We start from the raw sequence: 14,886 nt of genomic DNA, 5'->3' as shown, positions 1-14,886 counted from the left end.
GGAAACCGGCCGCAATGGCTCGTAGCGTCGTCCTCATGAGGCTGGGACGACGTGAACTCAATCGGGCCACATTGGACAGGCAGCTGCTGCTCTCCCGGTCCTCGCTGGGCCTGCGGGACGCCCTCGTGCAGGTGGGCGGCTTGCAGGCCCAGGAGGCCCAGAGCTGGTACGTGGGGTTGTGGAGCCGCCTCGCCGGCTACGACCCCGGGGAGACCTCGGCGCTGCTCGCCGACGCGGAGATCGTCCGGCTCGCGCTGATGCGCAACACGATCCATCTGGTCACCGCCGAGGACGCGCTGTGGTTGCGCCCGCTGCTCGACCGGGTGATCGACCGGAGCACCATGGGAGCGTTCGGGCGGGACGTGTCGGGCATCGACCATGACGAGCTGGTGGCCGCCGCCCGTGAGGCCCTGGCGCAGAAGCCGATGATGTTCCGGGAGCTCGGCCGCGCGCTGGCGGAGAGGTTCCCGGGCCGCGACGTCACCGCGCTCGGCTACGCGGCGCGCGCGTGGCTGCCGATGGCCCAGCTCCCGCCGCGCGGGCTGTGGGGCCGCAGCGGGCGCCCGGTCCACGTACCGCTCGACATGTGGGTGAAGGGAACGCCCCGGGCCGGCACACCTGACGAGCTCTTCCTGCGCTACCTCGCCGCCTTCGGCCCCGCCACACCCGCCGACTGCCGGCAGTGGTCCGGCCTGACCCGCCTGGGCGAGGTCGCCGAGCGCCTGCGCCCCCAGCTGATCACCTTCGAGGACCCGAACGGCCGCGAGCTCTTCGACCTGCCCGGCGCCCCGCGCCCCGACCCGGACACCCCGGCCCCGGTCCGCTTCCTCTCCGACTTCGACAACCTACTGCTGTCCCACGCCGACCGCACCCGCGTCGTCGACGTCGACTACACCACCCAGGGATTCGGCAACGCCATCCCCGAGCAGCCCCGCTCCCTGCTGGTCGACGGCTTCGTCACCGCGACGTGGCGCCCCACCATCGACAGGGAGCGGGCCACCCTGACCGTCCGCCCGTTCCGCCGCCTGACCACGGCGGAACGAACGGAGATCGAGACCGAGGGCGCGGCCCTCCTCGACTTCCTCGCGCCGGCCCGCCGGCAGGACGTGCGCTTCGCCTGAGCGCTCACAGACCGGGCACCTGTCGGGCTGGTGTCACTCCTCTTGGCCGCGTCCGGCCGGCGCGCTTGGCCGGCCTCGAAGTGCGGAGGACGCCATGGCAGCACGGAAGAAGCGAAGAGGCAGCCGGCGCCAACAGCTCGCCAAGGGCGAGCGAGTCGTGTTCCGCATCGTCGCCGGGAGCGCACGCTGTCACTGCCTCTGGCGGTTGACGGCGAGCTGCCAGGACGCCGACGGCCCGGAAAGCCCGTGCGGTCCATGAGGACCGCTCTGGCGTGTGCCGTCGCCGGCCTGGCGATCGCCTCCGCGCGTGCCGGCGCCGCCATGACCTTGCTGGCCTGCACGGCGGACGCCGTCTTCGTCGCCACGAAGGATGAACTGGTCCAGCGCATCGGGCCGCCCTGACGGGCGGCCCGGCGCGCGTGGGTCAGCGGGGCACGACCTTCTCGACCGACCAGGCGCGCCACGTGTCCAGGTGGTGCTGGACCTGGGCGAGCTGGTCGGCGACCGGGCCGGGGCCCGTGGAGCCGGGGGTGGTGCGGGCGGCCAGGGCCGACTCGACCGAGAGGACCTGGCGGACGGACGGGTCGAGGTGTTCGGAGACCGTCTTGAGGTCGTCGTCGGTGAGGTCCTCGAGCTCGCACTCGCGCACCGAGCAGAGGGCGACCAGCTGGCCGGTGATCTCGTGGGCGTCGCGGAACGGGACGCCCTTGCGGACCAGCCAGTCGGCGACCTCGGTGGCGAGCGAGAAGCCCACCGGGGCGGAGGCGGCGAGGCGGTCGGCCCGCACCGTCATGGTCGAGATCATGCCGGCCAGGGCCGGGAGCAGGAGCTCGAGCGTCTCGATGGCGTCGAAGACCGGCTCCTTGTCCTCCTGCATGTCGCGGTCGTAGGTGAGCGGCAGGCCCTTGAGCATGGTCAGCACCGTGACCAGGCCGCCGATGAGGCGGCCGCTCTTGCCGCGGGCCAGCTCGGCGATGTCCGCGTTCTTCTTCTGCGGCATGATCGACGAGCCGGTGGCGAAGGCGTCGTCGAGCTCCACCCAGCCGAACTCGGTCGACGTCCAGAGCACGACCTCCTCGCCGAGACGGGAGAGGTGCACGCCGATCAGCGCGGTGATGAAGAGGAACTCGGCGACGAAGTCACGGTCGGCCACCGCGTCCATCGAGTTGGGCGCGGGAGCGCTGAAGCCGAGCTCCTTCGCGACCGCGGCCGGGTCGAGCGGCAGGGACGAGCCGGCCAGCGCGCCGCTGCCCAGCGGCGAGATGGCCGTACGGGCGTCCCAGTCGCGCAGCCGGTCGAGGTCACGCAGCAGCGGCTGCACGTGGGCGAGCAGCCAGTGGCCGAAGGTGACCGGCTGGGCGTGCTGCACGTGGGTCATGCCGGGCGCCGCCGTCGACACGTTCAGGGCGGCCTGCGCGGTCAGCGCGTCGGCCAGCTCGACCACGGCCTGCGCCACCCCGCGGGCGTGGTCGCGCAGGTAGAGCCGCAGGTCGGTGGCGACCTGGTCGTTGCGGGACCGGCCGGCGCGCAGCTTGCCGCCGAGCGTGCCGAGCCGTTCGAGCAGGCCGCGCTCGAGGGCGGTGTGCACGTCCTCGTCGTCGATGGTGGGCCGGAACTCGCCGGACGCGCACGCCGCCTCGAGGTCGTCGAGGGCGGCCAGCATCTGACCCAGCTCGTCCGGGTCGAGCAGCCCGGCGGCGGCCAGGACGCGGGCGTGCGCCCGGGAGCCGGCGATGTCGTACGGGGCGAGACGCCAGTCGAACTGGACGCTCACCGACAGGCGGGCCAGGGCGTCGGCGGGGCCGCCGGCGAACCGGCCACCCCACAGCGAAGTCTTCTCAGTCACGGGGCATCAGTCTGCCAGCCGGGCGTCGCGGGCCGACGCCATCCGCGACGGCAAGCCCCAGAGTTGGACGAAACCCTTGGCCAGGGACTGGTCGAACGTGTCGCCGGTGTCGTAGGTGGCCATGCCGAAGTCGTACAGGCTGGCCTCGGAACGACGCCCGGTGACCGTGGCGCGGCCGCCGTGCAGCACGAGCCGGACCTCGCCGGTGACGTGCTTCTGGCTGTCGGCGATGAAGGCGTCGAGCGCGTTCTTCAGCGGCGAGAACCACAGGCCGTCGTAGACGAGCTCGCCCCACCGCTGGTCGACCGAGCGCTTGAAGCGGGCCAGGTCGCGCTCGACGGTCACGTTCTCGAGCTCCTGGTGGGCGGCGATGAGCGCGATCGCGCCCGGCGCTTCGTACACCTCGCGGCTCTTGATGCCGACCAGCCGGTCCTCGACCATGTCGAGGCGGCCGACCCCCTGATCGCCGGCGCGCCGGTTGAGCTCGGTGATCGCCTGGTACGGGGTGACGGTCTCGCCGTCGATCGCGACCGGGTTGCCCTGGTCGAACGTGATGACGACCTCGTCGGGGTCGCGCGGCGCGGACGGGTCCTGGGTGTAGGAGTAGATGTCCTCGATCGGCGCGTTCCAGATGTCCTCGAGGAAGCCGGTCTCGACCGCGCGGCCCCACAGGTTCTGGTCGATCGAGTACGGCGACTTGTGCGAGACGTCGATCGGCAGCCCCTTCTCCTCGGCCAGCGCGATCGCCTTGTCGCGCGTCCACGCGAAGTCGCGGGCCGGCGCGATGACCTTGAGGTCGGGCGCGAGCGCGCCGATGCCGACCTCGAAGCGCACCTGGTCGTTGCCCTTGCCGGTGCAGCCGTGCGACACGACCGTGCCGCCGTGCCGCTTGGCCGCCTCGACGAGGTGGCGCACGATCAGCGGCCGGCTCAGCGCGGAGACCAGCGGGTAGCGGTCCATGTAGAGCGCGTTGGCGCGCAGCGCGGGCAGGCAGAAGTCGGCGGCGAACTCGTCGCGGGCGTCGACCACGATGCTCTCGGCGGCGCCGCAGTCGAGGGCACGCTGCCGGATGACCTCCATGTCCTCGCCGCCCTGGCCGACGTCGAGCGCCACGGCGATGACCTCGCCGCCGATCTGGTCGGCCAGATAGGGAATCGCCACGGAGGTGTCGAGACCTCCGGAGTACGCGAGAACGACCCGCTCGCTCACGGGATGCTCCTCTCAGGGGATGTCTGTGCTGTGCCCGGCCCAGAAGGCCAGCTTCTCGGCCAGGGCCTCGCCGCCGTTGATGTCGCGGGCCACGACGAAGATCGTGTCGTCGCCGGCGATGGTGCCGACGACGTCGGTGAGCCCGGACCGGTCGAGCGCGCTCGCCAGGAATTGGGCCGCGCCGGGCGGTGTCCGCAGCACGGCGATGTTGCCGCTGTAGTCGACGCCGGTGAGCAGCTCCTTGAGGAGCCGCAGCAGCCGGGCCGGGCCCTGCTCGGTGGTCTCGCGCAGCGGCCGCTTGCCGTCCTCGGGGATCAGGTAGGCCCCGCTGACCTTGACCGCGCCGAGCTCCTCCAGGTCGCGCGAAAGGGTGGCCTGGGTGACCTGCACACCCTCGCCCGCCAGCAGCTCGGCGAGCTCGGTCTGCGACCGGATGGACTTGGCCCGGATCAGCTCGACGATCCGGGCGTGCCGTCCGGCCCTGGTCACCGGCCCGGTCATTGCGCGTTCACCGCCAGCAGCCAGGCGAGCAGCGCCTTCTGGGCGTGGAGCCGATTTTCGGCCTGGTCGAAGACGGCGCTCTGCACGCCGTCCATGACGTCGTCGGTGATCTCCTCGCCGCGGTGGGCGGGCAGGCAGTGCAGGACGATCGCCTCGGGCCCGGCGGCCGCGAGCAGGTCCTTGTTGACCTGGTACGGCCGGAACGGGGTGAGCCGGTCGCGCCCGTCGTTCTCCTGCCCCATCGAGGTCCACGTGTCGGTGGCGACGACATCGACACCGTCGACCGCCTCGTACGGGTCGCGCAGCACCTCGACCGAGCCGCCGGTCCACGCGGCGATCTCGGCGGCCCGCGACACCACGGCCGGCGCCGGGTCGAAGCCGGGAGGCCCGGCGACGCGGACGTGCATGCCCGCGGTCGCGCCGGCGAGCAGGTAGGAGTGCGCCATGTTGTTGGCCGCGTCGCCGACGTACGCGAGCTTCTTGTCGTAGGTGCCGCCCAGCTTCTCGCGGATCGTGAGCAGGTCGGCCAGCAGCTGGCAGGGGTGGTAGCCGTCGGTCAGCGCGTTGATCACCGGCACGTCGACGCCGGAGGCCAGCTCGGTGAGCCGCTCGTCGCCGGTGGTGCGGAAGACCATGGCGGACACGTACCGCTCGACGACCCGCCCCGCGTCGGCGAGCGACTCGCCGCGGCCGAAGTGGGTGGCCTGGGTGTCCACGATGATCGGCTGGCCGCCCAGCTCGGCGATGCCGGCCTCGAACGACAGCCGCGTGCGCAGGCTGACCTTGTCGAAGAAGACGGCCACCGAGCGCGGCCCGGCCAGCGGCTGGTAGGCGAACCGGTCGGCCTTCATCTGGGCCGCGAGGTCGAGCACCTCGCCCTGCTCGTCGGGGGTGAGGTCGTCGTCGCGCAGGAAGTGCCGGGTCACCGCAGGCCGTCCAGGGCGGCGATGAGGGCGTCGGCCTGCTCGGTGCTGATGATCAGCGGAGGGGCGAGCCGGATGACGTCCGGCGCGGGGGCGTTCACGAGGAAACCAGCTTCCTTGAGGTCGGCGGCAAGCTTGGCCGAGACCGGCTCGTTCAGCACGATGCCGAGCAGCAGGCCGGCGCCGCGGACGTGGTTGACGAGGGGATGGCCTTCGATGCCGCGGCGCAGCTGTTCGCCGACCCGCTTCACGTGGTCGAGCAGGCCCTCGCCGGCGATCGTGCGGATCACCGCGAGGCCCGCGGCGCACGCGATCGGGTTGCCGCCGAACGTGGTGCCGTGCGACCCCGGGGTGAACAGGTCGGCCGCCGGCCCGAAGGCGACGCAGGCACCGAGCGGCAGCCCGCCGCCGAGGCCCTTGGCCAGCGTGATGATGTCGGGCTCGACGCCCTCGCTCTGGTGGTGGAACCAGTGCCCGGTGCGGCCGATGCCGGTCTGCACCTCGTCCAGCACGAGCAGCGCGCCCGCCTTGTCGCAGATCTCCCGAGCGCCGGCGAGATAACCCGGCGGCGGTACGACCACACCGTTCTCGCCCTGGATCGGCTCGATGATGACCATGGCCGTCTCGGCGGTCACGGACTGGTCCAGCTCGGCCAGGTCGCCGAACGCCACGTGCGTGACGTCGCCCGGGAGCGGCCGGAACGGGTCGGCCTTGGCGGGCTGGCCGGTCAGCGCGAGCGCGCCCATCGTCCGGCCGTGGAAGGCACCCTTTGTCGCCACCACGTGGGTGCGGCCGGTGAGGCGGGACAGCTTGAAGGCCGCCTCGTTGGCCTCGGCACCGGAGTTGGTGAACAGCACCCGCCCGGACCGCCCGGCGAGGGCGAGCAGCAGCTCGGCCAGGGCGACCGTCGGCTCGGCCACGTAGAAGTTGGAGATGTGCCCGAGCTGCCGCACCTGCTGGGTGACGGCCTCGACCACGGCCGGGTGGGCGTGCCCGAGCGCGTTGACCGCGATGCCGCCGAGGAAGTCGACGTACTGCTTGCCGTCCTCGTCGGTCAGGACCGCGCCCTCGCCTCGGACGAACGCCGCCTGCGGTGCCCCGTAGTTCTTCATGCCGGCCTGCGACCACCGGTCTATCAGGGAGCTCATGCCTTCAGTCCTTTAAAGGGTGGTGGTGGGGCGGTCGGATGGGGGGGACCACCATCGTTCCTATTCCTTCGGAGGTGAACACTTCCAGCAGCGTCGAGTGCTCGACGCGGCCGTCGACGACGTGGGCCGCGGGCACACCGCCGCGCACCGCTCGCAGGCAGGCCTCCATCTTGGGGACCATGCCGGCCTCCAGGCGGGGCAGCAGCTTCTCGAGGGCGTCGGCGTCGATCCGCGAGGTGAGCGACGAGGTGTCCGGCCAGTCGGTGTAGAGCCCCGGCACGTCGGTGAGCACGACGAGCTTGCGGGCGCCCAGCGCCTCGGCCAGCGCGGCGGCCGCCGTGTCGGCGTTGACGTTGTGCACCACACCGTCGGCGTCGGGCGCGACCGACGCGATGACCGGGATCCGGCCGGCCGCGATCAGGTCGTCCACCGCCGAGGTGTCGACCTTGTCGACGTCGCCGACCTGGCCGAGGTCGACCTCCTCGCCGTCGACCAGCGTGCCGCGGCGGACCGCGGTGAACAGCCGCGCGTCCTCGCCGGAGAGCCCGACGGCGAACGGCCCGTGCTGGTTGATCATCCCGACCAGCTCACGCCCGACCTGCCCGACGAGCACCATGCGCACGACGTCCATGGCTTCCGGAGTCGTGACCCGCAGGCCGCCGCGGAACTCGCTCCGGATGCCCATCTTGTCGAGCATGCGGCTGATCTGCGGGCCGCCCCCGTGGACCACGACCGGCTTGATCCCGGCATAGCGCAGGAACACCATGTCGGCGGCGAAGGCGGCCTGCAGCTGTGGGTTGATCATCGCGTTGCCGCCGTACTTGATGACGACGGTGGCGCCGTGGAACCGCTCCAGCCACGGCAGCGCCTCGATCAGGACGCCGGCCTTCTCCAGCGGCGTGATCATGAGGAGTACGCCGAGTTCTCGTGCACGTACGCATGCGAGAGGTCGGTGGTCCAGATGGTCGCTTCCATCTCGGCCTCGCGCAGGTTCACCGTGATCTTCACGTCCCGTCCGCTCAGGTCGACCTTGGAACGGTCCTCCGCGGCGGCGCCGCCCTTGCAGATCCACACGTCGTTGATCGCGACGTCGACCCGGTCGGGCTCGAAGCGCGCCGACGTGGTGCCGACCGCCGCGAGGATGCGCCCCCAGTTGGGGTCGTTGCCGAACAGGGCCGTCTTGACCAGGTTGTTGCGGGCCACCGTGCGGCCGACCTCGACCGCGTCGGCCTCGCTCGCCGCGCCCTTCACCTCGATCGCGATGTGCTTGGTGGCGCCCTCGGCGTCGGCGATGAGCTGCTGGGCCAGGTCGTGGCAGACCTCGGTGACCGCGGCGGTCAGCTCCTCCTGGGAGGGCTGCCGGTCGGAGGCGCCGCTGGCCAGCAGCAGCACGGTGTCGTTGGTGGACATGCAGCCGTCGGCGTCGATGCGGTCGAAGGTGAGCCGGGTCGCCTCGCGCAGCGCGGCGTCGAGCACCTCGTTGTTCGCCGACGCGTCCGTGGTGATCACCACGAGCATGGTGGCGAGCGCCGGGGCCAGCATGCCGGCGCCCTTGGCGATGCCGCCGACCGACCACCCGTCGCGCTGGACGACAGCGTTCTTGGCGACGGTGTCCGTGGTCATGATGGCCTCGGCCGCGGCCGGGCCGCCGTCGGCCGCGAGGGCCTTGGCCGCCGCGTTGACGCCGGGCAGCAGCTTGTCCATCGGCAGCAGCTCGCCGATCAGCCCGGTGGAGCAGACCGCCACGTCGCCGGCGCCGATCAGCTGGGGCTTCGGGCCGCCGCGGAGCACGGTCGCGGTGTGCTCGGCGGTGGCGTGGGTGTCCTGGAAGCCCTGCGGGCCGGTGCAGGCGTTCGCGCCGCCGGAGTTGAGCACGACGGCCCGCACGATGCCGCCCTTGAGCACCTGCTGGCTCCAGAGCACCGGGGCCGCCTTCACCCGGTTGCCGGTGAAGACGCCGGCGGCGGTGAAGTCGGGCCCGTCGTTGACGACCAGGGCCACGTCGAGGTCGCCGGTGGCTTTCAGCCCGGCGGCGACCCCGCTGGCCCGGAAGCCCTTCGGGTGGGTGACGGTCACGGTGCGACTCCGTACACGGAAAGGCCCGCAGTCTCGGGCAGACCGAACATGAGGTTGGCGCACTGCACGGCCTGGCCCGCGGCACCCTTGCCGAGGTTGTCCAGGGCGCTGACGACGACGATCCGGCCCGAGTCGACGTCGACGGTGGCCTGGAGGTGGCACGAGTTGGAACCCGCGGTGGCCGCCGTGTGGGGCCACTGGCCCTCGGGCAGCACGTGCACGAACGGCTCGTCCGCGTACGCCATCTGGAGCACCTTGCGCGGGTCCTGGTTCTTGAGCGGGCGCGCGGTGACGGTCGCGAGGATGCCGCGCGGCATCGGGGCGAGCACCGGGGTCATCGAGAGCGACGTCGCGCCGGTGGCCTGCTTGATCTCGGGCACGTGCTGGTGTGCGCCGACCTTGTAGGGCGAAAGGTCACCCATCACCTCGCTGCCCAGCAGGTTGACCTTGGCCGACCGCCCGGCGCCCGACGTGCCCGAGGCGGCGACGACGACCACGTCGGCCGGGTCGGCGAGCCCCGCGGCGATCAGCGGCGCGAGCGCCAGCGTGATGGTGGCCGCATAACAACCCGTGTTCGCCACCCGGCCGGCGGCCTTGATCTGCTCGCGCTGACCGGGCAGCTCGGGCAGCCCGTAGGTCCACGTGCCCGCGTGCGTGCCGCCGTAGTAGCGCTCCCAGAGCGAGGCGTCCTGGAGCCGGAAGTCGGCGCCCAGATCCACGATCTTGACACTCTCGGGCAGCTGCGCCGCGAGGGCCGCCGACTGCCCGTGCGGCAGCGCGAGAAAGACCAGGTCGGCATCGCTCAGCCCGGCCGCGTCGGTCGCGCCGAGCGTAAGGTCGAGCCCGGCGAGCTGAGGATGCACGGCGGCGACGTGCGTGCCCGCCTGGGAGTGGGCGGTGGCCGCCACGAGGTCGAACTCGGGGTGCCCGGCGAGCAGCCGCAGCAGCTCCCCACCCGCATAGCCACTGGCCCCCGCGACCGCGACCTGGATTCCCATACCAACCTCCGCATGAATATGCAGAGGACCGTATCAACTCCCAGGATCGTTCGGCAACCACGTTCGCCCGTGAGTCGGCGAGAAGCGGGTCACTCCTGGGGGTCGAGTCCGTACTGCCGCCGGAACGCCTTGATCGCCTCGTCCCACGCGGTGGTGTACTCGGACGGGCCCAGCCCGACGTCGTTGTGCCGGTCCACCGCGGCGCGAAGCAGGTTCAGCAGGTCCTTGACCGCCTCTCGCCGGTTGCCCACGTAGGTGCTGAAGACGCTCGCGAAGACCTCCTCGCTCAGCCGGGCCGCGTCGGCCGCCCGCGGGTCGCTCTCCAGGTGTTCGAAGATGTCCGACCAGCGCCGGGTCAGCTCGTCGGCCTGGTGGGCCCGCTGGAGGCCGAGCCGGTGGTCGCATTCTGCCTTGATCCGGGCGGCCCAGTAGGGCCGGAGCTGTTCGAGGACGAGATCGTCGTGCTCCACGCGGACGGTCACCCGAAACCAGAGCTCCCGGTCGCCGTCGGTCAGCCGGCGCCAGTCCTCCTCGAGCGCCTTGTTGACCTCCTCCTCCAGCCGGTCCGCCCGCTGCGGCGGGTGAGCACGGGCGATCGGCCGCAGCCGGCGGACGACGATCGCGCGCGCCCGCGGCATCAGCCGCTGGGCGAAGCCGTAGAGCTCCTCCCTGCTCTCGGCGCGCCCCTTCCATTCGTACGAAGGAAAGATCTTGAACGAGAGAACGTCGCCCTCGGCGAACAGCTCGATGGGCTCGGAAGGGTCGATCCGGCAGGAGTGCTCGTTGCGCAGTGCCCAGTCCTCGAGGGGCAGGGACTCAGATGTCGCGCCGAACAGCGCGGTGAACCAGTTCGAGCGCGTGCGCGGACGGCCGGCGTCGAAGGATGCCGTGGACATGGTCAGGTCCTCTCGATCATCGCAGCGAGGGAAGGGAGCAGGGGGTTACGCGGGTGCTGGGGCCGCCAGACGTGCCGGCACTGGTGGGCGGCACGGCTGCGCAGGGCCGGTACGCCGGCGAGCTCCCGCATGAGGGCGAGGAACCGCCGGTCCATCCCGGGGACGTCCGCGCTCAGGACCAGCCAGCGGGTCAGCTCGGCCCACGCGGAGGCCGCGGTGGACGGCAGGCACAGGGCCGCCGCCCACAGCCCGGCCGTCCGGCGCTCGTCGATCGCCGAGAGGCCCGCCAGGCGCACCAGCTCGGGGCCGTCCCCGGCCCGGCGGCGCGCGAGCCGCACGAACGCGCGGGCCGCGTGCACCTGCAGGCGCTTGGCGTCGTCCGGCGCGTCGATCCACGACCGCAGGTCGTCGAGCACCATCGCGGCCCGGTCCGCCCGGAACGTCTCGTCCACGCCGAGGGAGATCAGAAGGCTGCCGCGCTGCCAGCCGTCCGCGCCGATCCGGCGCAGCCGGCGCAGCCCGTCGTACGGCAGCTGACCGCCCAGGCCATAGGCGTACGCCCACGCGACGCTGTCACGGGTATAGGCGTTGCCCTCGTACGTCCACGCTCGCAGCCTGTCCTCGATCAGGCCGCGCAGCGCGGGCTCGCGAGCGCAGGTCATCAGGCTGAGGCCGGCTGCCTGGCGCAGGCGCTGCTGCCGGCTCCGCACCCACGGCTCGACGAGTTCGCGCGTCACGCCGTCGAAGTCCTGGAAGCAGAGAAGGCCGGCGACGATCGCCGCGCGCAGGCGCACGATCTGACGGTCGTTACCGGCCAGGCCGTCCAGCCAGCGCAGGAGCCGGGATCCCAGGCCTCGCTCGTTCCACGCCACCTCGAGCAGCGCCGGCACCAGCTCGGGATTGGCCAGCCGCGCGACCCGGGCCCGTCCCGAGGGAAGCGCGGCCGGGTCCTGTCCCCGCATGCCGGCCGGAAGCAGGCAGTCCAGCTCGCACTCGGTCGTCTCGGCCGGCACGCTCGCGCCCTCTCCGCGCTGGATCTCCAGCAGGCGGTCGGCGGCGTGGAACACCGCGGACACCGGAGCGCCCTCCAGGACCGCGTAGGCGATGCGGAAGGCACGCCGATAGTCGGCGGTCCCGCTCCACGGCCTGCCGTCGTCGCGGTCCTCGTCGTCGTCCGCCCGCAGCAGGGCGCGCGCCTGGTCCCACAGCCGCCGGCGCAAGATCTCGTCGAGCACGTCGTCCAGGCCCATGCCCGGCTCGGCCGCTGCCACCAGCGCCGTGGCGATGCTCGACGCCTCGTCGAGGGTCATGGAGTCATCGAAGTGCCGGCTCACTGCCACCGTGGAGGTGAACGCCTCGACGAAGCCCGGCACGCAGTCGAGGCGGCACTCGTCACCGCAGGGCCCGACGCACCACTTGCGGCCCCGCAACCACGCGATCAGCTGCCCGCGGAAGACGTCCATCGCGGACGAGCGCCGGTGCTCGAACAGATAGGGACCGAGGTCGTGCCCTCGCCGCGCGAACGGGCCGATGACGACGACTGTGGCGTTGCTTCCCTTGATCTTCTTGTCGATGGCCAGGAGGTCGACGAAGCCGATCGAGTGCGCCTCGGCCGCGTCGATGATGTGCCCGTGATCGTCGGCGAAGTAGTCCTGCTCGTCGACGACCTCGGCGAGCCGTGTGCCCGGGGCCACCTGGATCCGCGCCACGCGGTCCACTGAGTGACGAGCGGCCAGGGCCACCTGGGCTGCCGCGTATCGTCCGCTGCCGGGCCGCGCGTTGAGGTACACCACCCGCCGGGTCTCGAGCGAGATCTTCAGGTCGTCGTCGGACCGGCTGCGCACGTACCTCTCGATCAGGGCCTCGACGTGCGCGCGTTGCAGGTCGCCGCGCCAGCTCTTGCTCTTCTTGCCCATGTTGATCGTGGTGGAGATGATCGCCTCGGCCGCCATGGCGCCCGCGCCGACCGCCGTCTGGCCCCGGTTCTGGATGTTGCCGGCCGCCGTGCCGGGCCTGCGGCCGAGCATGCTGTCCAGATCTTGCTGGGCGTCCTTCTGGCCGATGGCCTCGGTCGAGACCGCGAAGTCCTCGGGCATCTCGTCGGCCGGAGCCGGCGGCTCCGGCGGTGGCTCCGCACTCTCGGCGGGGACGGTCGTGGCGTCGTCGCCGGCGTCGTCACTCATAGCCCCGGCCCCTCCCGCCGCCCCAGTAACCGACGCCCGTAGCGCCCTCACCGATCACCACCTGGCCGTCGCCCGCGTTGCTGACATCGCCGACGCTGGTGCCGCCGTGGTGTGCGGCCAGCCGCGGCCGGCTTGCCGCCGCTGCGGCCTCGGCCCGCGTCGACGTGACGTCCTCGCCGACGATCTGGATCCAGGCGACCGCGCTGAAGCTCTTCTCCGGCAGGTCGACCGTGACGCGCCGGAAGCGCTCGGGCCTGATGCCGTCGTAGCCACCGGTCACGACGTCGCGGTGGATGGTGTCGGAGACGATGCACGCGACGTTGGCCTCCGGGAAAGCCTTGAACGCGGACTTGAGCACCGGGGCATCGACGAGCCGCGCGGCGTCGTTGACCGCGCCGCCGGCGAAGCCGTTGCGGCTGTCGAGGAAGATCAGCCCTTGGTGGATCGCGACACGGAGACGAACGCGCGCGTGAGCCGCCCGGTCGGCGTTGTAGCGGCGGAGATACGTGTCCAACGCCGGCAGGAACGCACTGAGCAGCAGAGGCTCGTCGATGTCCGGCGGCAGCACCGCGAGTTCCCCGTCACCGCTGGGCTGCCGGTGCCACTGTTGCCGGTCGACGCCCGCCGCCGAGCCCGCGGACGCGAGCGCCTCGTCGAACGCGGCCTGCGCGTAGTGCTGGAGAACCGAGTTCCGCGCGCTGTAGAGCTCGGTATCGGCGACGATCACCAATCGGCGATAGGAGCGGGAACGTTCTTCCATCTGGGCCTCCCTCGAACGCGTCCGGCTGTTCCCTTCCTAGGCCCGTGCGGGGCCGAGCACCCCGTACGAATATGGGATTTCCGCCGCATCACAGGACGGCTGTCGGGCATTGGCGACCGCCTATCTGTGGGCCGCCTCACTCGGTAGCGTTCCGGGCACCGAAAGCCGCAGGAGCCTGCGATGCCCGACACCAAGATCCGCGCCTGGCCGCCGCGCACCTTCATGGCCCGGCTGAGCCCGCCCACCGCGGCGGCGCTGCTCCGGCTCGGCACCGAGCAACGGCTGCCGACCGGGCGCATCCTCATGAGGGAGGGCGAGCACGGCTCGTACGTCGCGCTCATCCGCCGCGGCGTCGTGAAGGTGACCGCGGAGATGCCGGACGGACGGCCCGCGCTTCTGTCGATCAGGGTCGCCGGTGACCTCGTCGGCGAGATGGGCGCGCTCAACCAGCTCCCCCGCTCCGCGACCGTGACGATGTGCGGGCCGGGCACCGTCCGGCTGATCCAGGTCAGGGACTTCGCGCCGTTTCTCACCAGCCATCCACCGGCCGCCGTCGCTCTTGCCGCGACGGTCGGGGAACGGCTGCGATGGTCGAACCGGCGAAGGATCGACTTCACGTCGTACCCGGTCAAGACCAGGCTGGCGCGCATCCTCACCGAATTGGCCGACTTCCACGGGCTGCGATCGAGAGAGGGCGCCCTGGAGATCGGCATCCGGCTCACCCAGCCCGAACTGGCCACCCTGTGCGGCGCCGCGGAGATCTCCGTGCACAAGGCCCTGCGCGACATGCGCCGTTCCCACCTGGTGAGCAGCCGGTACGGCCGCATCATCGTGTGGGATCTGTCCGGCCTGCGCGACCGCGCGGACGCGGCGCCATGAGAGCCCGATCATGGTCTGGCCGCACGGCGCGACCGGCCGGTTCTTCTCTGGTATGACTTGGCGCATGGCAGACCAGACGATCATCGCGATCCGCGAGGCCGCGGCGGCGTACGCCGAGGCCGTCCGCACCACGCAGCGCTTCTTCGACAAGCTGGAGGACACCGAGGACCCGAGCGCCCTCGCCGAGTACGCCACTCTCGCGCAGCGCGAGAAGGAGGCCGCCGAGGCCCGCCTGGACGCCATCGAGGCGGCCGGCCTGGAGGTGCCCAGCATCGACGAGAGCGACCCCGACCACTGACATCTGACGCGGTGGGAAACTGATAAGAAAAGTTTCGGAACCGTTCCG

Annotated in this window: 15 protein-coding genes; 4 read left to right on the top strand and 11 right to left on the bottom strand. The window is 71.9% G+C overall.

Annotated elements, in window-relative coordinates; translation table 11 throughout:
- The first annotated feature begins 35 nt into the window (after positions 1-35).
- Both Ade02nite_RS41710 and Ade02nite_RS41705 read left to right on the top strand, forming a co-directional pair.
- Entirely contained in the window at positions 36-1,121 is a 1,086-nt protein-coding gene (locus Ade02nite_RS41710) for a winged helix DNA-binding domain-containing protein (protein WP_239169433.1), read from the top strand.
- Positions 1,122-1,376: 255 nt separating this feature from the next.
- A complete protein-coding gene (locus Ade02nite_RS41705; RefSeq protein ID WP_203776155.1) occupies positions 1,377-1,523 on the top strand; it encodes a hypothetical protein in 147 nt (48 codons plus the stop codon).
- A gap of 22 nt (positions 1,524-1,545) precedes the next feature.
- Here Ade02nite_RS41705 and argH read toward each other — a convergent pair whose 3' ends face one another.
- The 11 genes from argH to Ade02nite_RS41650 form a co-directional block, all read right to left on the bottom strand.
- Complete coding sequence (argH, locus tag Ade02nite_RS41700; RefSeq protein WP_203776153.1) at positions 1,546-2,967, bottom strand: argininosuccinate lyase; 1,422 nt, start codon at positions 2,965-2,967, stop codon at positions 1,546-1,548.
- Between the two features lie 6 nt (positions 2,968-2,973).
- Positions 2,974-4,176 carry an argininosuccinate synthase gene (locus tag Ade02nite_RS41695; protein WP_203776151.1) on the bottom strand — a complete coding sequence of 401 codons (1,203 nt, stop codon included), beginning with the start codon at positions 4,174-4,176 and terminating at the stop codon, positions 2,974-2,976.
- Between the two features lie 12 nt (positions 4,177-4,188).
- Positions 4,189-4,677: an arginine repressor gene (locus Ade02nite_RS41690; protein WP_203776149.1), complete on the bottom strand. Its 489-nt coding sequence runs from the start codon at positions 4,675-4,677 to the stop codon at positions 4,189-4,191.
- Positions 4,674-5,603 (bottom strand): ornithine carbamoyltransferase, encoded by a 930-nt coding sequence (argF, locus tag Ade02nite_RS41685; RefSeq protein WP_203776147.1) that lies wholly within the window; start codon positions 5,601-5,603, stop codon positions 4,674-4,676. The genes Ade02nite_RS41690 and argF overlap by 4 nt, the downstream gene beginning before the upstream one ends.
- The gene (locus Ade02nite_RS41680) at positions 5,600-6,748 is read right to left on the bottom strand and encodes an acetylornithine transaminase (RefSeq protein WP_203776144.1); all 1,149 of its coding nucleotides are present in this window, start codon (positions 6,746-6,748) and stop codon (positions 5,600-5,602) included. Before Ade02nite_RS41680 ends, argF begins: the two co-directional genes overlap by 4 nt.
- Before the next feature lie 4 nt (positions 6,749-6,752).
- On the bottom strand, positions 6,753-7,655 hold the full coding sequence (argB, locus tag Ade02nite_RS41675; RefSeq protein ID WP_203776143.1) for an acetylglutamate kinase: 903 nt from the start codon (positions 7,653-7,655) through the stop codon (positions 6,753-6,755).
- Positions 7,652-8,824, bottom strand: coding sequence for a bifunctional glutamate N-acetyltransferase/amino-acid acetyltransferase ArgJ (argJ, locus tag Ade02nite_RS41670; RefSeq protein ID WP_203776141.1), 1,173 nt, complete (start codon positions 8,822-8,824; stop codon positions 7,652-7,654). Before argJ ends, argB begins: the two co-directional genes overlap by 4 nt.
- Complete coding sequence (argC, locus tag Ade02nite_RS41665) at positions 8,821-9,822, bottom strand: N-acetyl-gamma-glutamyl-phosphate reductase (protein ID WP_203776139.1); 1,002 nt, start codon at positions 9,820-9,822, stop codon at positions 8,821-8,823. Before argC ends, argJ begins: the two co-directional genes overlap by 4 nt.
- 89 nt (positions 9,823-9,911) lie before the next feature.
- On the bottom strand, positions 9,912-10,718 hold the full coding sequence (locus Ade02nite_RS41660; protein ID WP_203776137.1) for a hypothetical protein: 807 nt from the start codon (positions 10,716-10,718) through the stop codon (positions 9,912-9,914).
- Between the two features lie 2 nt (positions 10,719-10,720).
- On the bottom strand, positions 10,721-12,901 hold the full coding sequence (locus Ade02nite_RS41655) for a hypothetical protein (RefSeq protein ID WP_203776135.1): 2,181 nt from the start codon (positions 12,899-12,901) through the stop codon (positions 10,721-10,723).
- On the bottom strand, positions 12,894-13,631 hold the full coding sequence (locus tag Ade02nite_RS41650) for a hypothetical protein (protein WP_203776133.1): 738 nt from the start codon (positions 13,629-13,631) through the stop codon (positions 12,894-12,896). Before Ade02nite_RS41650 ends, Ade02nite_RS41655 begins: the two co-directional genes overlap by 8 nt.
- Before the next feature lie 210 nt (positions 13,632-13,841).
- Between Ade02nite_RS41650 and Ade02nite_RS41645 the strand changes: the two genes are divergently transcribed.
- Both Ade02nite_RS41645 and Ade02nite_RS41640 read left to right on the top strand, forming a co-directional pair.
- Positions 13,842-14,540, top strand: coding sequence for a Crp/Fnr family transcriptional regulator (locus Ade02nite_RS41645; RefSeq protein ID WP_203776131.1), 699 nt, complete (start codon positions 13,842-13,844; stop codon positions 14,538-14,540).
- A gap of 64 nt (positions 14,541-14,604) precedes the next feature.
- Positions 14,605-14,838 (top strand): hypothetical protein, encoded by a 234-nt coding sequence (locus Ade02nite_RS41640; protein ID WP_239169432.1) that lies wholly within the window; start codon positions 14,605-14,607, stop codon positions 14,836-14,838.
- Positions 14,839-14,886 lie beyond the last annotated feature (48 nt).

It is taken from the genome of Paractinoplanes deccanensis (assembly GCF_016862115.1).
Taxonomy (GTDB): Bacteria; Actinomycetota; Actinomycetes; order Mycobacteriales; family Micromonosporaceae; genus Actinoplanes; species Actinoplanes deccanensis.
The sequence above is the reverse complement of the archived record's forward strand: the minus strand, read 5'-3'. Positions and strand labels throughout refer to the sequence as shown.